This is a genomic window from Haloarcula sp. CGMCC 1.6347 (assembly GCF_037078395.1).
Classification (GTDB): Archaea; Halobacteriota; Halobacteria; order Halobacteriales; family Haloarculaceae; genus Haloarcula; species Haloarcula amylolytica.
Map to the genome: position 1 here is coordinate 540,392 of NZ_JAYMGX010000001.1, position 19,262 is coordinate 559,653.

Annotated in this window: 19 protein-coding genes; 9 read left to right on the forward strand and 10 right to left on the reverse strand. The window is 63.7% G+C overall.

Going from position 1 to position 19,262, the window contains the following annotated elements; genetic code table 11:
- The first annotated feature begins 20 nt into the window (after nucleotides 1-20).
- Together VI340_RS02900 and VI340_RS02905 are read left to right on the forward strand one after the other, a co-directional pair.
- Complete coding sequence (locus tag VI340_RS02900; protein WP_008310466.1) at nucleotides 21-479, forward strand: hypothetical protein; 459 nt, start codon at nucleotides 21-23, stop codon at nucleotides 477-479.
- 72 nt (nucleotides 480-551) lie between these two features.
- Nucleotides 552-1,031, forward strand: coding sequence for a universal stress protein (locus tag VI340_RS02905; RefSeq protein WP_336357752.1), 480 nt, complete (start codon nucleotides 552-554; stop codon nucleotides 1,029-1,031).
- A 20-nt stretch (nucleotides 1,032-1,051) separates the two neighbouring features.
- On the opposite strand, the gene VI340_RS02910 is transcribed toward VI340_RS02905, so the two are convergent.
- From VI340_RS02910 to VI340_RS02925, 4 genes are all read right to left on the reverse strand, one after another.
- Nucleotides 1,052-1,999 carry a biotin--[acetyl-CoA-carboxylase] ligase gene (locus VI340_RS02910; RefSeq protein WP_336357753.1) on the reverse strand — a complete coding sequence of 316 codons (948 nt, stop codon included), beginning with the start codon at nucleotides 1,997-1,999 and terminating at the stop codon, nucleotides 1,052-1,054.
- A gap of 81 nt (nucleotides 2,000-2,080) precedes the next feature.
- Nucleotides 2,081-3,925 carry an acetyl-CoA carboxylase biotin carboxylase subunit gene (locus VI340_RS02915; RefSeq protein WP_336357754.1) on the reverse strand — a complete coding sequence of 615 codons (1,845 nt, stop codon included), beginning with the start codon at nucleotides 3,923-3,925 and terminating at the stop codon, nucleotides 2,081-2,083.
- Between the two features lie 219 nt (nucleotides 3,926-4,144).
- On the reverse strand, nucleotides 4,145-4,450 hold the full coding sequence (locus VI340_RS02920) for an acc operon protein (RefSeq protein WP_336329824.1): 306 nt from the start codon (nucleotides 4,448-4,450) through the stop codon (nucleotides 4,145-4,147).
- A gap of 2 nt (nucleotides 4,451-4,452) precedes the next feature.
- Nucleotides 4,453-6,003 (reverse strand): acyl-CoA carboxylase subunit beta, encoded by a 1,551-nt coding sequence (locus tag VI340_RS02925; protein ID WP_008310456.1) that lies wholly within the window; start codon nucleotides 6,001-6,003, stop codon nucleotides 4,453-4,455.
- A gap of 141 nt (nucleotides 6,004-6,144) precedes the next feature.
- On the opposite strand from VI340_RS02925, the gene VI340_RS02930 reads away from it, so the two are divergent.
- Entirely contained in the window at nucleotides 6,145-6,768 is a 624-nt protein-coding gene (locus tag VI340_RS02930) for a uracil-DNA glycosylase family protein (RefSeq protein ID WP_336329823.1), read from the forward strand.
- A 58-nt stretch (nucleotides 6,769-6,826) separates the two neighbouring features.
- Here the strand turns inward: VI340_RS02930 and VI340_RS02935 are convergent, their stop codons facing one another.
- Nucleotides 6,827-7,618, reverse strand: coding sequence for a helix-turn-helix transcriptional regulator (locus tag VI340_RS02935; protein ID WP_336357755.1), 792 nt, complete (start codon nucleotides 7,616-7,618; stop codon nucleotides 6,827-6,829).
- Nucleotides 7,619-7,842: 224 nt separating this feature from the next.
- Between VI340_RS02935 and VI340_RS02940 the strand changes: the two genes are divergently transcribed.
- Nucleotides 7,843-8,823 carry a DMT family transporter gene (locus tag VI340_RS02940; protein WP_336357756.1) on the forward strand — a complete coding sequence of 327 codons (981 nt, stop codon included), beginning with the start codon at nucleotides 7,843-7,845 and terminating at the stop codon, nucleotides 8,821-8,823.
- Nucleotides 8,824-8,920: 97 nt separating this feature from the next.
- Here the strand turns inward: VI340_RS02940 and VI340_RS02945 are convergent, their stop codons facing one another.
- Nucleotides 8,921-10,258, reverse strand: a complete 1,338-nt coding sequence (locus VI340_RS02945) for a sodium-dependent transporter (protein ID WP_008310452.1) — start codon at nucleotides 10,256-10,258, stop codon at nucleotides 8,921-8,923.
- Nucleotides 10,259-10,573: 315 nt separating this feature from the next.
- On the opposite strand from VI340_RS02945, the gene VI340_RS02950 reads away from it, so the two are divergent.
- Nucleotides 10,574-10,870: a DUF5789 family protein gene (locus tag VI340_RS02950; protein WP_008310451.1), complete on the forward strand. Its 297-nt coding sequence runs from the start codon at nucleotides 10,574-10,576 to the stop codon at nucleotides 10,868-10,870.
- A 154-nt stretch (nucleotides 10,871-11,024) separates the two neighbouring features.
- Here the strand turns inward: VI340_RS02950 and VI340_RS02955 are convergent, their stop codons facing one another.
- On the reverse strand, nucleotides 11,025-11,735 hold the full coding sequence (locus VI340_RS02955) for an SDR family oxidoreductase (protein WP_008310450.1): 711 nt from the start codon (nucleotides 11,733-11,735) through the stop codon (nucleotides 11,025-11,027).
- A 94-nt stretch (nucleotides 11,736-11,829) separates the two neighbouring features.
- Entirely contained in the window at nucleotides 11,830-12,786 is a 957-nt protein-coding gene (locus VI340_RS02960; protein ID WP_008310449.1) for an NADPH:quinone reductase, read from the reverse strand.
- Between the two features lie 398 nt (nucleotides 12,787-13,184).
- On the opposite strand from VI340_RS02960, the gene VI340_RS02965 reads away from it, so the two are divergent.
- Nucleotides 13,185-15,386 carry a methyl-accepting chemotaxis protein gene (locus tag VI340_RS02965; protein ID WP_336357757.1) on the forward strand — a complete coding sequence of 734 codons (2,202 nt, stop codon included), beginning with the start codon at nucleotides 13,185-13,187 and terminating at the stop codon, nucleotides 15,384-15,386.
- Between the two features lie 2 nt (nucleotides 15,387-15,388).
- Nucleotides 15,389-16,099 (forward strand): sensory rhodopsin II, encoded by a 711-nt coding sequence (sop2, locus tag VI340_RS02970; RefSeq protein ID WP_336357758.1) that lies wholly within the window; start codon nucleotides 15,389-15,391, stop codon nucleotides 16,097-16,099.
- A 207-nt stretch (nucleotides 16,100-16,306) separates the two neighbouring features.
- Here sop2 and VI340_RS02975 read toward each other — a convergent pair whose 3' ends face one another.
- Nucleotides 16,307-16,639, reverse strand: coding sequence for a hypothetical protein (locus tag VI340_RS02975; RefSeq protein WP_008310443.1), 333 nt, complete (start codon nucleotides 16,637-16,639; stop codon nucleotides 16,307-16,309).
- Between the two features lie 150 nt (nucleotides 16,640-16,789).
- Nucleotides 16,790-17,749 (reverse strand): transcription initiation factor IIB, encoded by a 960-nt coding sequence (locus VI340_RS02980; RefSeq protein WP_008310442.1) that lies wholly within the window; start codon nucleotides 17,747-17,749, stop codon nucleotides 16,790-16,792.
- 265 nt (nucleotides 17,750-18,014) lie between these two features.
- Here VI340_RS02980 and VI340_RS02985 point away from each other — a divergent pair, with 265 nt between their 5' ends.
- Together VI340_RS02985 and VI340_RS02990 are read left to right on the forward strand one after the other, a co-directional pair.
- On the forward strand, nucleotides 18,015-18,539 hold the full coding sequence (locus VI340_RS02985) for a hypothetical protein (protein ID WP_014039720.1): 525 nt from the start codon (nucleotides 18,015-18,017) through the stop codon (nucleotides 18,537-18,539).
- Entirely contained in the window at nucleotides 18,536-19,261 is a 726-nt protein-coding gene (locus VI340_RS02990) for an RNA methyltransferase (protein ID WP_336357759.1), read from the forward strand. The genes VI340_RS02985 and VI340_RS02990 overlap by 4 nt, the downstream gene beginning before the upstream one ends.
- The last annotated feature ends 1 nt before the right edge of the window (nucleotide 19,262 follow it).

Genomic DNA, 19,262 nt, shown 5'->3' on the forward strand with positions numbered 1-19,262 from the left:
GGGAATAGTATCCTTGGACGATGCCCTCCACCACCGACCGCGCCCTGAGCACACCGGCGAAGATACTCCTGTACGGCCTGCTCGGCGTCGTCTCGCTGATCGTCGTCCTCACCGTCGTGAGTTTCGTGTTCGAACTGCTGTGGGGCCTTATCGGGCTCCTGTTCGGTATCGTTGCTCTGGCTGCCACCATCGGCGTCCTGGCGGCTATCGGCTACGCCGTGTACTGGCTCGCTTCGAGCATCACCGGTCAGGACGAGGCGACGCCGTCGACCACCGATGTGTCAGAGACGCGGGCTACCGACACGGCAGGTGTGACCAGCGCCGACGAGACAGACTCCGTCGAACGACTCTCCGAACGCTACGCCAACGGGGAGATAACCGAAACCGAACTGGAACGCCGGCTCGAACAGGCCCTCGACGAACCGGCGCTGGATGGCTCCGGGGCAACAGAGTACGAACGGGACCGAGAGCTGAACTGAGCTCTATCCTGCTCGGTTGTTGTATGCTATCTGTTACCAAACTATATCCCTTCAGACAGCCAACAGTACAGCATGTACGACAGGATACTAGTACCGACGGACGGCTCACCCGGGTCGCGAGTGATACTCACACACGCTGAGGCGCTCGCCGACACCCACGACAGCGAGATTCATGCGCTGTACGTCGTCGACACCGGCCGGTTCTCGACGCTCCCGCACGAACCGACGTGGGAGAGCGTCACCGACTCGCTCCACCGCGAGGGCGAGATGGCCCTGGACATGGTGGAGCGTCTCGTCGCCGACGACGTGACTGTCACGCGAGCCACAGCCGAGGGAAGCCCGAGCCAGGAAATCGTCGACTACGCGAACCAGCACGGTTGTGACCTCATCGTGATGGGAACCCACGGGCGTGGCGGCATCGACCGCCTGCTGCTGGGGAGCGTCGCCGAACGGGTCGTCCGGTCGGCCCACGTCCCGGTCGTTACCGTTCCGGTGGAGACAACGCTGCAAGATATCTCGGAGGACGAACAGCCTACCGGCGTCCCACAGTGACGTGTCTCCTGTCGTCGCCCTCACTCCGTAACCGGACGGAGATGTTCGCAATCTCCCGCTGAAACGACTTCTGTACCGGATTCTGTCTCGATGACGAGCGCGCCCGGGAACTGGATATCAACAGCTTCGCCCTCGATGGGGCCGCCCGGCGTCTCGACCCGGACCTGTTGTCCCAGCGTCGTCGCGTACTCCCGCCACGCCTCGACGACCTGCTCCGTGTCCTGGCGCAGTGAGTCGAACTCCTCCAGCAATCGCTGGGTGAACAGCCGTCTGTCGACCGGTTCGCCGCGTTCGGCCGAGAGGCTCGTCGGGTTCGCCTCGTCGGGTAAGTCCGCGGGGTCGACGTTCGCGTTGACGCCGATGCCCACGACGACCCACGAGACGCGGTCGGCCTCGCCTTCCATCTCGGTGAGGATGCCGACTAGCTTGCGTTCTTCCTCGCCGCGCCGGACGAGCACGTCGTTTGGCCACTTGATGTTGGCCTCGACACCGGCCTCGCGAGCGGCCCGCGTCACCGCCACGGCCGACGCAAGTGTAAACACCGGCGCGTGGGCCATCGGGACGTCGGGACGGAACAGCACCGAGAGCCAGACCCCGCCGCTCGGCGAGTGCCAATCGCGGTCGAGTCGCCCCCGGCCGCCGGTCTGCTCGTCGGCCAGCACCACGACGTCCGACGCCCCCTCCGCCGCGAGGTCGCGGGCACGAGCGTTCGTGCTCGGGATGCTGTCGTGGTACTCGACCGAAAAGGGTGCATCGAGGCCGTATTCGACCGCGCTTGCCCCGAACTCAGGTACCGAATCGAGGACGTAACCCGCGTCGTCGCTCCGGACCTCGAACCCCTCGTCGCGGAGGGCTTCGACGTGCTTCCAGACCGCGGAGCGCGAGATATCCAGTTCGTCGGCGAGGGTCGGCCCCGAGACGGGGCCGTCCGCCAGTGCGTCAAGCACTTGGTGGCGTGTCTCGTTCATATGCGGAGCTTCGACCGGCCGGAATAAAAGGCGTCTGCAGAAGCGGTTCGGAGTGGGGCGGTGTGATGCCCGGCCCCGACCTCACCCAATCACGAAGAGCAGGTCGCCCATGTCGACTGACTCACCCTCGCTGATGGCCACGTCGTTGATCGTGCCGCCGCGCTCAGCGACGATGTCGTTTTCCATCTTCATGGCTTCCAGCACACAGAGGACGTCGCCGGCCTCGACCTCGTCGCCTTCCTCGACGTTGACCTCCAGAATCGTCCCCTGCATCTCCGCGGCGACTTCCTGCCCCTCAGCGGCGGTGGCACTGCCGCCCCCGCCGTCGGAACTACTGCCGCCCTGTGGCCGCTGTGGCTGGCTCCCGCCGTCGGCGTCCACGTCGCCGACGTTGATCGGGGGTGCGCCGCGCTCTTCGAGGTCGACCTGGAAGCGCTTGCCGTTGACCTCCACGGTAAACTCGCGCTCGACGACTTCCTCGTCCTCGTCGCCGTCGGATTCGGTGACGGTGCCCCACTTCTCCTGGGCCTCCTCGACACGCGTCCGGTCGAGTTGCTCGTCGAGGTACTTCGTGGTGTGTGTGCCGCCGACGAACTTCTCGTCGGTGAGCATCAGGCGGTGGAACGGGATGACGGTCGGGATGCCGTCGATGTCGAAGTCCTTGAGCGCCCGTTTCCCGCGCTCGATACACTCCTCGCGGTCCCCACCGTAGGTGATGAGTTTCGCGATCATCGAGTCGTAGTCGGTGACGAGGTCGTCGCCCTGCCGGAGCGCGTCGTCGAGGCGGACGCCGATACCGCCCGGCGGGTCGTAGGTGTCGAGGCTGCCGCCGGTCGCGGGCGCGAAGTCGTCCGCGGCGTTCTCGGCGTTGATGCGGAACTCCATCGCGTGACCTTCGATCTCCACGTCGTCCTGTGCGAAAGTGATCTCCTCGTCCATCGCCACCCGCAGTTGCCACTTGACGATGTCGATGTCGGTGATCTCCTCGGTGACGCAGTGCTCGACCTGAATACGGGTGTTCACTTCGAGGAAGTAGAAGTTCGCGTCCTCGCCGAGCAGTTCACCCGGCTCGCGGTCGGTGTCCTCTTCGACGAGGAACTCGACGGTCCCGGCGTTGTAGTAGTCCGATTCGCGGACGCCGCGGCGGGCGGCGTCGCCGATTTTCTCCCGGAGAGCGTCGTTCAGGGCCGGCGATGGCCCCTCCTCGATGACCTTCTGGTGGCGGCGCTGGAGCGAGCAGTCACGCTCGCCCAGATGCCGGACGTTGCCGTGGTGGTCGGCGATGATCTGGACCTCGATGTGGCGGGGGTTCTCAAGATACCGTTCGAGATACACCGAATCGTTCGAGAAGTACGCCTCACCCTCCCGCTTTGCGCTTTCGAGTTGCTCCTCGGCTTCCTCGGGATCGTGGACGATCTTCATCCCACGGCCGCCACCGCCGCCCTCGGCCTTGATGGCAACCGGGAAGCCGTTTTCCTCGCCGAACTCGACGACCTCCTCGGGGTCCTCGACCGGGTCGGTCGTTCCCGGGACGATTGGCACGTCGGCCGACTGCATGATCTTGCGGGCCTTCGTCTTCTCGCCCAGCGCCTCCATCGACTCGCTCTCGGGGCCGACCCAGGTGACGCCGTCCGTCTCTTGGACGCGCGCGGCGAAGTCGGCGTTCTCCGCGAGGAAGCCGTACCCGGGATGGATGGCGTCGGCGTCGGCCTGCTTGGCAGCGTCGATAATCGCTTCCTGATCGAGATAGGAGTCCGCAGCACGGGCCGGACCGACGTTGTACGCCTCGTCAGCGTATCGGACGTGCCCGGCGTGCTTGTCGGCGTCAGAGTAGACGGCCACTGTGCCGATGCCCAACTCCTCGCATGCGCGCATCACGCGCACCGCTATCTCCCCGCGATTAGCGACGAGCACCTTATCGAACATACGCCCTCATACTGAGAGTCGGCCCATAAAACTATGCGCAGATAGCGGCCAAACTTACATATATAATCATGTTAGTATGAGACATGGCCGCAAATCCAGATAGGGCACCGCCAACTGATACGGATTGGTGTAGATTATTTCCGGATAGCTCCGACACCGGGGTCGGAGCATACCAATAAATCGCTCCACCAATCCGTATAACAGAAGAACTGTCCGTGGTCAGAACCGTTCGGTGCGGCCGGCGGCGCTCCAGGGGTCGGTCGGCGCGTCCGTGCGGACTCGAACGGACCGTTTCTGCGTAGCTTCGACGCGCCCGGAGAACGACCACTGTTTGCCGTCCCAGGAGTCCCCGTCGTCTGCCGCCGCAGCCGCCGCGGCCGCTGCCGCCGCGCGCTGGCGGTCAGTGAGATGCGCGCCGACAGCGACGGCAATGGCGGCCGCCTCGTCCGTCGAGGCGTCGTCGAGCTGTGCGGCGATCTCCGCGACCAGTTCGGCGTCGACAGCCGAGTCAGTGTCTGCCGCCATCGTTACAGTGGGATGTTGCCGTGCTTGCGGTCAGGCTGGTCCTTGCGTTTCCCCCTGAGGAGGTCCAGGTCGTCGATGAGCCGCGGGCGGGTCTCCTGCGGTTCGATGACGTCGTCGACGAAGCCGCGCTTGGCCGCCGTGTAGGGGTTCGCGAAGGCGTCGCGGTACTCGTCGATGAGTTGCTGCCGGCGGGCCTCCACGTCGTCGGCGTCTTCCAGTTCGTCGTCGTAGAGGACGTTCACCGCGCCCTTCGGCCCCATCACGGCGATTTCGGCGGTCGGCCAGGCGTAGTTCATGTCCGCGCCGATGTGCTTCGACGCCATCACGTCGTAGGCCCCGCCGTAGGCTTTCCGCGTGATGACGGTCACCAGCGGGACGGTGGCCTCCGAGTAGGCGTACAGGAGCTTCGCGCCGTGGTTGATGATGGCGTTGCGCTCCTGGTCCTTGCCGGGCATGAACCCGGGCACGTCGACGAACGTGAGAATCGGGATGTTGAACGCGTCACAGAACCGGACGAAGCGCGCGCCCTTCCGCGAGGCGTTGATGTCCAGCGTCCCGGCGTTGACCCGCGGTTGGTTGCCGACGACGCCGACGCTGTGGCCGTCCATGCGGGCGAACCCGATGACGATGTTGCGCGCGAAGTCCTCGGCGACCTCGAAGAAGGAGTCCTCGTCGACGATGTGCCCGACGACGTCCGTCATGTCGTAGGGCTTCTGCGGTGCGTCGGGGACGGCCGTCTTCAGCCCCTCGTCCCGGCGGTCAGGGTCGTCCCAGGGCTCGACCCGCGGCGGGTCCTCGACGTTGTTCTGGGGGAGATACGAGAGGAGATACCGGATATCGTCCATCGCGTCCTTCTCGTCGGCGGCCGTGAAGTGGGCCACCCCGGACTCGGAGGCGTGGGTCTTCGCCCCGCCGAGTTCGTCGAAGCCGACCTCCTCGCCGGTCACCGTCTCGATGACGTCCGGCCCGGTGATGAACATGTGGCTGGTCTCCTCGACCATGTAGACGAAGTCCGTAATGGACGGCGAGTACACCGCGCCGCCGGCACACGGCCCCATGATGGCCGAAATCTGCGGGACGACACCGCTGGCCTGCTGATTGCGGTGGAAGATGTCGGCGTAGCCCGCCAGCGAGTCGATGCCCTCCTGAATCCGCGCGCCGGCGGAGTCGTTCAGGCCGATGATGGGCGCACCCGTCTCGATGGCCTTGTCCATCACTTTACAGACTTTCTGTGCGAACGCCTCGCCCAGCGACCCACCGAAGACGGTGAAGTCGTGGGCGAAGACGTACACCCGGCGGCCGTCGACCTTTCCGTAGCCGACGACGACGCCGTCGCCTGGTACCTTCTTGTCTGCCATATCGAAGTTCGTCGAGCGGTGTTCACGGAGCGAGTCGATCTCGACGAAGGTACCGTCGTCGAGGAAGTAGTCGATGCGCTCACGAGCGGTGAGTTTCCCGCGGTCGTGTTGCGCCTCGATCCGTTCCTCGCCGCCGCCCCGCTCGGCCTCGGCTTTTCGTTCTCGAAGGTCCTCGACACGGTCATCGTGGCTCACGCGATATCACTTCTCCCGGACCGGAGCATATCCGACTCCTTGCGGGCATCCGAGAAAAGCGTTATCAAACTTCACCATTATTTCTCGTATTCGATAACCGAAACCGGCGGAGTTTTGAGCGATGGCCCGTTGAGTTCGCGCGTGAAGAACGTCACGGCCCGCCAGCACAACCCCTTCGGCTTCGACGCACCGTGTGAGCCGTTCGTGCCCGGGTACGGCGACGCCAACGCCCACTTCCACGTCATCGGCGACCATCCGGGTGTCCACGGTGGCGAAACGTCCGGCATCCCCTTTACCGACAACGCCGCGGGCGAACGTCTCCAGCGGGCGCTCGTCGAGGCCGGACTGCTGGCCGAAGCCGGTGCGCCACCGACCGTCGAAAAGACGTATCTGTCGTATCTGTACATGTGCGGCGGCGAACCGCCGACCGAGTCGGACTACGACGACCTGGAACCGCTGTTCGACACGGAACTCCGGGCCATCACCGCCCACGTTCTCCTGCCCGTCGGCGAGCGCGCCACGCGACATGTGTTCGCGAACACGACATCGGAGCCGACCGAGTCCATAGACATGGACGCGCGCCACGCCACGGAGGTCGTCGGGAGCGGCTGGCTCGTCTACCCCATCAAAGAGCCCGCGGAGTGGACCGCTGACGAGGAGGACGCCCTCGTCGACGCGCTGACCGCGCTGCTGGAGACGGACTACCGCCGCGAGGCGGACCTCGGACGGTTCATGCCGGGCGAGGACCCGTATCTGGTGCGGTAGCTGCGCCTCGACTGATTTCTCTGGCGGTCGCGGTTCCCGGTGACTCGAAACAACGGAATTACAGCGACCACTCGTCCGAGAGCGGGTCCGCGGACGCCCAGTACGTGTCGAACGTCTCGATAGCCCACTCGCGGACGGCCGGCGCGGTCGTGTCGATTGACGCCTGCAGGACGCCGTTGCCATCCCGCAGCAGGAGGTGGACCACGTCGTCGGCAATCATCACGGCGAGTGGCACGCCGTCGCTCCGGACCCGGACTGAAGCGTCCGGCTCGACACGGAGCGATTCGAGCCGACGCCGGAGTCGGTCGTCCGCCGCGAGCGCGTCGATGGCGCTTGGCGAGAACACGCCCGAGAACCGCTGCTCCCCCGCGCTGACTCGTTCCTGAACGACCCGAATCGCCTGGTCGTTGAACGCGTGTGAGAAGGTCCGGACCTCCTCGGCGTCCCGAAGCAGGTCAAGCAGCCGCTGGACCGGCGCGTTCGGGCGCGTCTGGCTCGGGACGGTTATCGTGGCGTCGGCCAGATGTTGCAGGTCGAAGTCTATCGCGTCGGTGGGAAGGTACTGGACGATGTCGCGCAGCCGGCGCTCGGTTTCGAGGCTGTCGAGCAGGTCGGTGAACCCGTCGGCGACGATGCGGCCCGTCGCCGTTGCGACGTACTCGCCGCCCGTTCGGCGTATCCACGACCGCTCTTCGAAGTCCGCGATGATACGCCCGAGCGTCGCCTGTGACGCACCGGTTTCGGCCGCGAGTTCCCCGCGTGAGTGGGGGTCCGCCGCCAGAAGCCGTAACACCTCGACCCGGTTCGACGAGAGCGCGAGGAACTCGATCTCTTCGAGCGCCGATTCCATACCGCCGCGTTGGGGAGTCCGTCCTAAAGCGCTTTCGCAGTGTGAAATAATTTCACACCGTGAATATCCGCCACGGGTGTTCGGCCGTTTCGCGTTATGTAAGATTTTCTAAACGGCCCTATAAGCCTCGATCCCGTACCGTAGAGTACGATGACTCAGGTTTCTCCACGCCCTCTCTCTGTCGGCTGTGCAGATATTTCAGAAATTAAATACGAGGTGGCGGCATGATTTCGCGCCGCACGCTCGCCCTCGCTGCGGTTGCCAGCGTCCTGCTCGGTGGGACCTTCGTCGGAGCGAAGGCAGGCCTCTCGTACCTCCCACCGCTTCTGTTCGTCGCCCTTCGGTTCGACATCGCCGCCGTCGTGCTCCTCGGCTACGTCGTCGTGACCCGGTCCCGGGACGAACTGCTCCCGCGAACCCGTGGCGACGTGCTGGCGATTCTCTCGACGGGTCTATTCGCGCTCGGCCTCGCGAACGCGCTGATATTCGTGGGCCAGCAGTCCGCCACCAGCGCGGTCGCGGCCATCGTGTTCAGTCTCAACCCGATACTGACGCCGGTGTTCGCCGCCATTCTGCTCTCCGACGAGCGGCTCTCGGCCCGCGGCGGCCTCGGGATGGTCATCGGCCTGCTCGGCGTCGGCCTCGTCGTCAGCCCCGACCCGGCGATGCTCCTGAGCGGGGGCATCGGCAAGCTCATTCTGTTCGCTGGCGCGACCAGCGCCGCGCTGGGCAGCGTCCTCATCCGGTGGTCCGGCGGCGACCTGTCGAGTACGGTCCGGACCGCGTGGGCGCTCCCCGTCGCCGCCGCGCTCTCTCACGCGCTGAGCATCGGCATGGGCGAATCGGCGGCCACGGCGGTCTGGTCTCCGACCGCGATAGCGGCCCTGCTGTACGTCGGTATCTTCGCCGGGGCAATCGCCTACATCGCCTACTTCGGCCTGCTCGATGTCACCGGTGCGATCCAGGCCAACCTCATCTTCTACGTGGTCCCCGTCGTGTCGACGCTTGGCGGGTGGGCCGTGCTCGGTGAGACTATCACCTCGACCGCAGTGGTGGGCTTTCTGACCATCTTCACGGGATTCGCGGTGCTTGGCAGCGAGTCGGTCGATATCCACGCACTGCTCCCGGGTACCGCTGACGAGGGTGACACTGCGTCCGAGAGTCTCGGCATCGCGGACGAACCACGCGGGTTCGAATCCGACTGAGATTGGCTGTTAGGGTGTCGTATAGCTGCTGTCAACCGGTCAGCCGGGTTGTTGAAAAGCGGGTCTGCATCCGCCGGAAACCGATACCGTACGTCGGTTATATCGGCGGGATGATCGCCGGGTCCTCGGCGAGGAACAGCGTCTGCAGGCCGAGCGCCAGCGTCAGGATGACGCCGAGGATGACCACCGTTCGGACCATCCAGAGCCAAGTCGGGCCGAACGCCCGGAGTCCACCCGTCCCCTGTCGAAGCTCGGCAACTGCGTCAGAGGAGAGCACCCAGCCGACGAACACCAGAACGAGCAGCACCGACAGCGGGAGGAACAGCTTGTACGCGAGCGTGTCGAACCAGCCGAACCACGCCAGGTCCCAGGCTGATGGGAATCCGAGAACGAACAGCACAACTCCGAGCATCGCCGACAGAGACACTCGCGAGTACGACGTGTTGTCGACGCCGTAGGAGACTGCAACTTCGAGCAGGCTGATCGCGGAGGAGATCGCGGCGATGAGGACAACGCCGAAGAACACGATACCGAGGAGTCGCCCCCCGGGGAGCTGTGGGAACGCCGACGCCATCGCGACGAAGATGGCGGACGGGCCGCTGGTGTCGGGACTGATGTTGATGGCGAAGAGAATCGGGAACACGACGAGACCCGCCAGCACACCGACGAGCGTGTTCGTCACGACGATGATGCCACCGTCGACCGGGAGGCTCTCGTCGTCACCGATGTACGAGGAGTAGGTGATCATGGCTGCCATCCCCAGCGAGAGGGTGAAAAACGCCTGTCCAACTGCGAACGGGATCAGGTCGCCGGCGTTCGCCGCCAGCGTGGAGAAGTCCGGCGAGAGGAAGTAGCTGTAGCCAGCGCCTGCTCCCTCGAGTGTGGTGACCCAGGCCGCCATCCCGATCATGAGGATGACGATGCTGGGGACCATCACCTTCGTCGCCTTCTCGATACCGTCCTCGACACCCACTGCGACGATGCCGACACAGATTAGCAGGAACAGCGCCTGCCCGGCGACGGCCTCTGGACCACTGGAGATAGCGCCGAAGTACTCCGCGGAGTTGCCGAAGTATGCGCCCGTCGCGCTACCGAGGATATACCGCATGACCCACCCGCCGACGACGTTGTAATACGAGAGGATCCAGAATCCCGTAAAGACGCCCAGGCCACCGACGACCCGCCACTGCTTGAACCCGAGTTCTGCGAACGCGTCGACGGCATTACGGTTCGTTCGCCGACCGATGATGAACTCCGCCAGCATTGCCGGGAAGCCGATGAGCAACACGGCGGCGAGGTAAAAGACGAGGAACACTGCGCCGCCGTTTGTCGCGGTCTTGAACGGGAACTGCCAGATGTTTCCGAGACCGACTGCGCTACCGATCGCTGCGAGAAGGAACCCGAGCCGTGAGGCCCACGTTTCTCTGTCACTCATTGTGATGCGGCATATTCTTCTGGGGTATAAAAACCACCGTGATTCCGGTTCGCAATACCATCCGATAGTATGACCAGTCTGACATCATTTGCGACGGCGAACAGCAGCAGCCGAGAGGTCCACACTGACACCTCCTTGCTGGTCATTTCTCGACAGCGCGGATATGTGACTTCGAATCTACCTATCTGACCACGTCTGGAATCTGTATCTCAAATAATCAAAAACAAATCCACGATGAAAATTGTTGGGTTTGATTCATGTTCGCCGCGTACTGTGGAACGTAGAGACCGAACCTCCGGTTCTCGGACAACAGACATGGACTATTCAGATACAGAGCGGATTGTTGATGAATCGCTCGAGTTCCCAGCGACGCATACGGCTGTGATTGAACAGATCGGTGCCATTGAAATAACGTCTCCCTCCGGTAACTCGGTGACTATTCAAGAGACGTTAGACCCGGTCGAAGAGGAGAGTTATCTGACCGCGGATGCGCTTTACACCTCGATTATCGGCAATCTCGACGAGACATTCATTGGACGCAAGTACTATGATGATCGCGGGGGGATCGCAATCGGAACTGAGATCAGAGACGAATCTACCGTCTCTTTCTGACGATTGCTCCCGCTCATCCAGACTCCCGGTCGCCGTTCTGGACACGATATCGGTGGCTGACCAGGCAATTGCACCGATACCCAGAATAGTCACCCGTGACGTGGTGGACCGTACTGCCGGTAGACGACACTGTCCGACGGTCCAGCCAGCAGCATCAGACCTCGCCGTACACCGGCACCGCTGCGCCGCTGGTCACGGTGGCGGCGTCCGAACAGAGGAACAACATCACGTCCGCGATGTCTTTCGGGTCGACCCACGTTTCGAAGTCGGAGTCGGGCATCATCTCGCGGTTCATCGGGGTGTCGATGACGCTCGGCATCACGGCGTTGGCTCGCACGGCCCCGAGGTTCTCCGCCGCGATGGTCTCGGTCAGTAGTCGGACGCCGGCTTTCGATGCGCGGTAGATACCGTCGCCGTCACCGCCCTCCAGTGACGACCGCGCGGAGACGGAGACGATTGCGCCCTCGGCAGCCCGCAAGTGTGGAATCGCGTGTTTCGACGCCAGAAACATCGTCTTCAGGTTCACGTCGAACAGGAAGTCGAACGTGTCCGCGTCCGTCTCGTGGATCGGTGTGCCACCCCGCCACGTCCCGGCGATGTTCAGCAAGTAGTCCAGTCGCCCGTGTTCGTCAACGACTGCGTCGACAGTCTCGGCGACAGCCTCCTCGTCGCTGAAGTCCGCCTGGTAGAAATCCACGCTGTCGGGATCGGACAACAGGAAGTCCTCGGTGTTCGGTTCGATGATGTCGCTGCCACAGACGGTCGTCCCGGCTTCGAGGAACGCGTTTGCGACCGCGCTGCCCAGCGCCCCGCCGATACCCGTAACCAGTGCTACCTCGCCGTCGAAATTAAATTCGGCTGACATACATTTGTCAACGGATAGTAGGAAGATAAATGCCCATCCCCGGAAACGCGAGGGGCGGGCCGGTAAACCGACGACGGGGTCCGCAGTAGCCGGTCTACGGCGTGACGACGAGTTTGCCGAGGAAGCTGTCGTTCAGTACGTCGTCGTGGGCGGCCGGGACGTCGTCGAGGTCGTACCGGCGGGCGACGACCGGCGTCAGGTCGTCGTCGGCCATGAGCGTCGCCAGCCGGGAAAGCACCGCGCCGAACTCCGGCGTGTTGAACATCGAGACGTGGTGGACGCTGAGGGCTTTGGCCCGGCAGCGCGGAACGTTCTCGAACGTCGCCGCGAGGTCGGTGTTCCCGATAGCGGCGATTCGCGCGCCCTGGGCGGCAACCTCGGCGTCGAACGCGAGGTAGTCGTCGAGCCGGTGGTCGAGAATCACGTCCGGCGCGCCGGCCTCGACCACCGCGTCGGCGAGGTCGTCCCGGCTGTAGTCGAACACGTCGTCCGCGCCGAGGTCGGCCAGTTGGTTGTGGTAAGCCGGCGATGCTGTCGTCGTCACCTGCGCCCCGTTCGCCGCAGCCAACTGGACTGCAACGTGGCCCACGCCGCCGCTCCCGCCGTGAATCAGCGCCCGCTCGGCCGGCTCCAGCGAGCAGGCGTCGACGAGCGTCTGCCAGGCGGTGACGCCGACGAGCGCGACGGCCGCGCCCGCCTCGGCGGACACCCCGTCGGGGAGTCGCGCCAGATGCGACTCCGGAACAGTGACGTACTCCGCGCAGGTTCCCTGAAGCCAGTTGCCCAGCCCGGTCGCGAACGCCCGGTCGCCCTCGGTGACGGTGGCCACGCGCTCGCCGGTCGCGGCCACGGTCCCGGCACAGTCGGAGCCGGGTATCCAGGGCAGTTCGCCCGGCTCGTAGTCGCCGGTCCGGAAGTACGTATCGACCGGATTGACCGCCGCTGCCTCGACTTCGAGCAGGACCTCCTCCGGACCTGGTGTGGGTCGTTCGATGTCGTCGACGCGGAGCACGTCCGTCCCGCCGTATTCGTGGAATCGTACAGCACGCATTGGGGTATGCGTCAGGTGGTATCGGGAAAACCTTTCCCCACAGACTGAGCGGCCCTGAATATGGATACCGATATATCGCAGTACGTGACATCACCGACGGCGAACGGTCCGGGTCGGGGACTCATCTCGGCGGCTGCAAGGAGTGTTATAACAACAGTACAATTGACCAACGTTAGTTGTGCTGGGGGCCGAAGGGTTTCCACAGTTGGTCGTAGCGTTTATCATCGGTGAAAATTGCGTAACAACCCTTTATTAGCACGTTTGCGTAGCACTGGATGATGGAACCAGATAGGGACTCGCCACTCCCGAGTTTTATTGCTGGCAGTTACGCCGCCAGACTCGGGTTGGCGCTTTCATTCGCGATAATTGTTATTATCGCCGCCGGGGTCCTGACAAGCGTGCAGGCGTCCGCCACTCTCGAGGAAGACGTTGCGGACGACATCACGGCGCTGTCAGAGACGCAGGCCGCACAGTTGGACGAATGGTTGACGACATCGCAGCGGGATGTCCGATCAACGTCGCGACTCCCCGTGTTCACTGACGGGACGAACACGGAGAAACAGCAACGACTGGAGGAGTTACGGTCCAACGAGGAACTCCCGCCCGGTGTCGTCGCAGTGCACTACTTCGACACCGAGACAAACGAGATTCGCGCCAGTTCGAACCAGGACTTCATCGGGGTCAACGCTGCCGAGCAGGGCGCACCGTTCGCTACGGACCCGCCGCAGTTCGACGGTCCCGACGACACGCATGTGACGGAGCCGTTCTCTGTCTCGGTCGTCGACCATCCGATAGTTGCCGTCGTTTCGCCGGTCCCCGGTGACGAAGACAGAGCGCTCGTGTACATGATCGACCTCCGGGAGAAGGCCGATCAGATATCGAACCAGCGCGATGGGTCGTTTACCACGGTCGTCAACACTGACGGCGAGTTCGTCTCCCACCCCAACACCTCGATGATCGGGTCGACGGCACCGATCTCGGAGATGGAGTCGAACCCGCTGGGGACGCTCGAACCCGGCGAGAGCGCCTTCCACGAAACGGACAGTATGCTGATGGGACTGAACCGACTCGAATCACAGGACTGGGTCGTTATGGTCCACGCTGATCGCCAGAACGCGTACGCCCTGAGCGACCAGATCAACTCCGACCTCATCGGGCTCATTTTGCTTGCCGTCGTCAACCTCGGACTCATCGGAGTCACGATCGGCGGAAACACGATCGCTTCGCTGCGACGGCTTTCGGTGAAGGCCGAAGCGATGGCCGAGGGGGAACTCGACGTCGACCTCAGCACGTCACGCGAGGACGAGTTCGGAACGCTGTACGCCGCCTTCGACAATATGCGGGCGAACCTCCGGACGCAGATATCCGAAGCCGAAACCGCACGGCAGGAAGCCGAGGAGGCCAAAGAGCAGGCACAGACGGCCCGTGAGGAGGTCGAATCCGAACGCAACGAGATGGAGGCGCTGACCGGCCACCTCGAACTCAAGGCACAGCAGTACAGCGACGCGCTCGCCGCCGCCGCTAACGGTGACCTCACCGCACGGGTAGATACGGACAGTATGAACGAAGCGATGGCGGAGGTCGGCGAGGACATCAACACGACGCTGGATGCGCTCGAAGACACCATTGCCGACATGAAGGCGTTCGCGGCCAACGTCATCCAGTCCAGCGACCGCGTCAACTCGAACGCGGAGCGGGTCGACCAGGCCAGCAAGCAAGTGTCGAAGTCGATAAACGAGATATTCGAAGGCACAACCGAGCAAAACGAGGGGCTGGAATCGGCGGCCGCCGAGATGCAGAACCTCTCGGCGACTGCACAGCAGGTCGCCTCCTCCGCTCAGCAGGTCGCTACTACGTCCCAGTCGGCCGCCGAAGTCGGTGAGGACGGCCGCGAAGCCGCACAGGAGGCCATCGCGGAGATGAGCGCCATCGAGGACGAGACCGGCGAGACCGTCGAAGAGATCAACGCGCTCGACGACGAACTCGACGAGATCGGCGAGATCGTCGGCGTCATCACGAGCATCGTCGAGCAGACGAACATGCTCGCGCTGAACGCCTCCATCGAGGCCGCCCACGCTGACGGTGACGGCGAAGGGTTCGCCGTCGTCGCTGACGAGATCAAGGGCCTCGCAGAGGAGACCAAGGAGGCCGCCGCCGACATCGAGCAGCGCATCGAAGGCATCCAAGAGCAGGCCGGCGACACCGTCGAGACGATGGAGTCGACCAGTAACCGGATTACTGAAGGCGTCTCGACGGTCGAGGAGACCGTCGATGCGCTGGAGACCATCGTCGAGTACACTGAAGAGGTCGACACCGGCATCCAGGAGATCGACCGGGCGACCGAGGAACAGGCCCGGACCGCACAGGACGTGATGGGGACAATCGACGACCTGACGACGATCAGTCAGCAGACGGCGACGGAGGCAGATACTGTGGCCGGCGCGGCACAGGACCAGTCCGCGTCCATCGACGAAGTGTCGGACTCCGCGACGGAACTCAGGCAGCGGGCTGACGACCTCGAATCGCTCCTGGACCGCTTTACGGTCGAAAACTCGGCCGGGACGGACACCGACAGCACGGCTGTGGTGGGGGACGACTAACAATGGCAACCATAACGACCTGGTTCACGCTGGGACTACTGGGTGAACTGCTCGGGACGGCCGTGCTGGCATACGGCTACACGCTCGTCCCCGAAAAGACGCGGAAGCGGTACCTGCTGTTGATCGCCATCCCAGGTATCGCCATCATCGCCTACGCCCTGATGGCGCTCGGCTTCGGCTCGATACAGAGTGGCGGCCACGCAGTGTACGTGATTCGCTATATCGACTGGCTGTTGACGACGCCGCTCAACGTCTGGTTCCTGGCGCTCCTTGCCGGTGCAAGCCGGGAGGATACGGTGAAACTCGTCGTCCTGCAGGCGTTGACTATCGTCTTCGGGTTCGCCGGTGCAGTCACGCCATCGCCGATTAGCTACGCGCTGTTCGCGGTCGGCGCAGCGCTGTTCGGTGGCGTCATCTACCTCCTCTACCGGAACATTGCGGCAGCTGCGAAGTCGACCCTGTCCGACATAGAGATCAGCCTGTACCGCACGCTCCGGAACTTCGTCGTCGTCCTCTGGATGGTGTATCCGGTCGTGTGGCTGCTCGGTGCGGCAGGAGTGGGCCTCATGGATGTCGAGACTGCGACACTCGTGATCGTGTACCTCGACGTGGTCACGAAAGTCGGCTTCGGCGTCATTGCCTTGCTGGCAATGATGGACCTCGGCTCAGTCGGCGAGAGTGCCGAGGAGCCGACAGCGGTTGCAGGGGACTAGCGAGGGGCGCGAACGAAGCGAGGGGCGCGAACGAAGCGAGGGGCGCGAACAGAGTGAGCGGCCCTCGTTGTCGCGAGCGGGGAGGAACGATCCGCGAGCAGTGAGCGGCCCTCGTTGACGCGGTCGGCGGCCGAAAACCCGCGAGCGGTCCCGATTTTGCGAGAAACTCACGGCACGTCGTTGTGTCGCCTCAGCAGTGCCGGTCTTTCAGGACCGGTCCTCATTGACGCCACCAGACGGTTCTGCTTCGTCAGTCGCGTCGGCTGCCTCGGTCTCCTCGACGGTATCGAGTGCCTCCGGAAGCTGGTTCTCAATCAGCCAGAACGTCAACCGGTAGACGCCGTAGCCGAGCAGGACGAACAGCACTAAGTCGATGAGATACAGTTCGACGAATTCGAGGAGCGAAATTTCGCTGAGCGCGAGGTCACCGGACAGGATGAGAAACTCCAGCGTGGCGACGACGAACAGCGCGGGTGCAAAGAGGATCACCAGTCCGATGACGAGAAGTGCGATCCGTTTCTGCGACGAGGAGACAGGCATACTTACGGTATCGGTGTCCAGACAGATAGTTCTGCACGCCTGTCGTTCCCAGTCCGGTAACGAACGTATAAGCTGCACTACCGGTGCCAGTACCTGCATAATGAGAGCGAACAGAGAACGATGCTACCGCACAACAGGGAACGCGGCCAGTCAGTGGATGCCCATCGCTTCGATCTGCTCCTGATACCGGTTCCGGATGGTGACCTCTGTCACCTGGGCCACGTCGGCGACCTCGCGCTGGGTCTTCTTCTCGTTGCACAGCAGCGAGGCGGCGTAGATGGCCGCGGCGGCGTAGCCGGTGGGTGATTTCCCCGAGAGCAGGCCCTGCTCGGCGGTCGTGTCGATGATCTCGTTGGCCTTGGACTGGACCTCTTCGGAGAGTTCCAGTTCGGAGGCAAAACGCGGGACGTACTGCTTGGGGTCGACCGGCTCCATCTTCAGTTCGAGTTCCTGGGCGACGTACCGATACGTCCGCCCGATCTCCTTCTGCTCGACCCGGGAGACGTCCGAGACCTCCTCCAGGCTCCGTGGGATACCTTCCTGTCGACAGGCCGCGTACAGACAGGCCGTGGCGACGCCCTCGATGGAGCGACCGCGGATGAGGTCCTCGTTGAGCGCGCGTCGGTAGATGACCGACGCGACCTCTCGAACCGAGCGGGGGACGCCCAGTGCGCTGGCCATGCGGTCGATCTCCGACAGCGCGAACTGCAGGTTCCGTTCGCCGGCGTCTTTCGTTCGGATGCGTTCCTGCCACTTCCGGAGGCGGTGCATCTGGCTCCGCTTCTCCGAGGAGAGTGACCGACCGTAGGCGTCCTTGTCCTTCCAGTCGATCTGTGTGGTCAGCCCCTTGTCGTGCATCGTCTGGGTCGTGGGGGCTCCGACGCGTGACTTGGACTGGCGTTCGGAGTGATTGAACGCCCGCCACTCCGGCCCGCGGTCGATGTTCTCGTCCTCGATGACGAGGCCACAGTCCTCGCAGACGAGTTCACCACCGCCGTCGCTAGATATGGACTCCGACTCACACTCGGGGCAGGTCTGCTGGCCCGTGCTCTCGGACTCCTCCTCGCGTTCCTCCTGGTCAGAATCCCGCTGGCGCGTCGGCCGTTCCATGTGTTCTTTTACGGAGAAAAGCCAATCACGTATAAATGTTTGGGCGAGACCAACAGATTTGCCGGATCTGGATGCTGGCCGCGGATGCTAGCTGGAATGATCATGTTAAATTTAGCTAGAACTGTCTATGTTTCGAACGAGCGGTGGGTGTAACCGGCTGACACACCCCGTTTACACTCCGCGATGATGATGGAGCGCGGACGGATCGGTAGCGGTCGACCGGCATATCGCGCTCTTTTAGTCCGGGACTCTCCCACTCTGACGTATGAGCAAGGTCAATATCGGGCTTCGTGGCTGGCGCTTCGACGAGGACGTACTCGGGCCGGACGGACGGGTCCGGCCGCTCAAGACGATGGAACCGGAAACCCGGCAGCGGCTGCTGGTGCTCGCAGAGCGGGTCGTCGACCCCTGTGACGCCTGCTGGCTGATTCACGGCGACGAAGACATCGAGCAGTGCAACGTCGCAGATGCTATTTACGGGGAGCCGATGGGCGAGGTGGTCGTCTGCTCGGACCACGAGACGGACTTCATCTACTGGTTCCGCGAGGAGGGCGGCGAGGCCCACGCCGGAGAGACGGACCTGGCCTCGGCCTTCCACGAGTGGTTCCTCGACGGGAACCGAGCTCCCGAGGGATATGTCGGCCTCGAACACGTCGAGGAGGACCCGACAGCGCTGCCGGAGGCCCCCGACAGGGACGAAGCGATTCCGGGACTCGAAGAAGAAGTCGAGCAAATGGACGAGGAAGACCTCGACACGATTGATATGGACCTCAGCGACCTGGACGTATGATATCGGTCGCCGTCGTCGACGCGGAGACGCCGGGCAACGTCGGCACCATCGCCCGGTCGATGAAGAACTTCGGCCTGTCGGAGCTGTTACTTGTCGACCCGCCGGAACTGGACCCCGATGGCGAAGCATACGGCTTTGCCGGACAGGCCCGCGACGACATCCTCCCGAACGCCCGGACGGTGACGTTCGACGAGATCGTCGAGAATTATCACACCGTCGCCTGCACGGCGACGACGAACGAGGACCCCGCCAACCACGTCCGGTATCCGGCGACGACGCCAGCCGACCTGGCCGACTCGCTTCAGGATGTCGAGGGCGACATCTGCGTCGTCTTCGGCCGCGAACGGGTCGGGCTCTCGAACGACGAACTCGCACGGCTGGACGTCATCTGCTCTATCCCGGCCAGCGCGTCGTATCCAGTGTTGAACCTCGGTCAGGCGGCCACCATCGTGCTCTACGAACTCCGCGAGCTAACTGTCGACGAGACCCAGCACCCCGAACAGCTGCACACGCTCGCCGAGACGCCGTCCGTCGAGGGGCTACACGAGGAGTTCGACCGCTTCCTCGGTGCTATCGGTCACCCCGAAGAGAAACAGCACAAGGCCCGGCGGCTGTTCCGCCGGGTGCTCGGGCGTGCACAACCCACTGGCCGGGAGACGAAGACCCTTCGCGGCCTGTTCCGGCAGGCCCGACAGCGAATCGAGCGTGCCGAAGACGAGTGAG

What these genes read in the sequence shown, in the direction of transcription:
- VI340_RS02910 (WP_336357753.1), bottom strand. Translation starts at nt 1,999, where the DNA reads ATGAACGAGACACGCCACCAAGTGCTTGACGCACTGGCGGACGGCCCC.
- VI340_RS02915 (WP_336357754.1), bottom strand. Translation starts at nt 3,925, where the DNA reads ATGTTCGATAAGGTGCTCGTCGCTAATCGCGGGGAGATAGCGGTGCGC.
- VI340_RS02905 (WP_336357752.1), top strand. Translation starts at nt 552, where the DNA reads ATGTACGACAGGATACTAGTACCGACGGACGGCTCACCCGGGTCGCGA.
- VI340_RS02980 (WP_008310442.1), bottom strand. Translation starts at nt 17,749, where the DNA reads ATGGAACGGCCGACGCGCCAGCGGGATTCTGACCAGGAGGAACGCGAG.
- VI340_RS02955 (WP_008310450.1), bottom strand. Translation starts at nt 11,735, where the DNA reads ATGTCAGCCGAATTTAATTTCGACGGCGAGGTAGCACTGGTTACGGGT.
- VI340_RS02950 (WP_008310451.1), top strand. Translation starts at nt 10,574, where the DNA reads ATGGACTATTCAGATACAGAGCGGATTGTTGATGAATCGCTCGAGTTC.
- VI340_RS02985 (WP_014039720.1), top strand. Translation starts at nt 18,015, where the DNA reads ATGAGCAAGGTCAATATCGGGCTTCGTGGCTGGCGCTTCGACGAGGAC.
- VI340_RS02945 (WP_008310452.1), bottom strand. Translation starts at nt 10,258, where the DNA reads ATGAGTGACAGAGAAACGTGGGCCTCACGGCTCGGGTTCCTTCTCGCA.
- VI340_RS02990 (WP_336357759.1), top strand. Translation starts at nt 18,536, where the DNA reads ATGATATCGGTCGCCGTCGTCGACGCGGAGACGCCGGGCAACGTCGGC.
- VI340_RS02900 (WP_008310466.1), top strand. Translation starts at nt 21, where the DNA reads ATGCCCTCCACCACCGACCGCGCCCTGAGCACACCGGCGAAGATACTC.
- sop2 (WP_336357758.1), top strand. Translation starts at nt 15,389, where the DNA reads ATGGCAACCATAACGACCTGGTTCACGCTGGGACTACTGGGTGAACTG.
- VI340_RS02940 (WP_336357756.1), top strand. Translation starts at nt 7,843, where the DNA reads ATGATTTCGCGCCGCACGCTCGCCCTCGCTGCGGTTGCCAGCGTCCTG.
- VI340_RS02935 (WP_336357755.1), bottom strand. Translation starts at nt 7,618, where the DNA reads ATGGAATCGGCGCTCGAAGAGATCGAGTTCCTCGCGCTCTCGTCGAAC.
- VI340_RS02975 (WP_008310443.1), bottom strand. Translation starts at nt 16,639, where the DNA reads ATGCCTGTCTCCTCGTCGCAGAAACGGATCGCACTTCTCGTCATCGGA.
- VI340_RS02960 (WP_008310449.1), bottom strand. Translation starts at nt 12,786, where the DNA reads ATGCGTGCTGTACGATTCCACGAATACGGCGGGACGGACGTGCTCCGC.
- VI340_RS02920 (WP_336329824.1), bottom strand. Translation starts at nt 4,450, where the DNA reads ATGGCGGCAGACACTGACTCGGCTGTCGACGCCGAACTGGTCGCGGAG.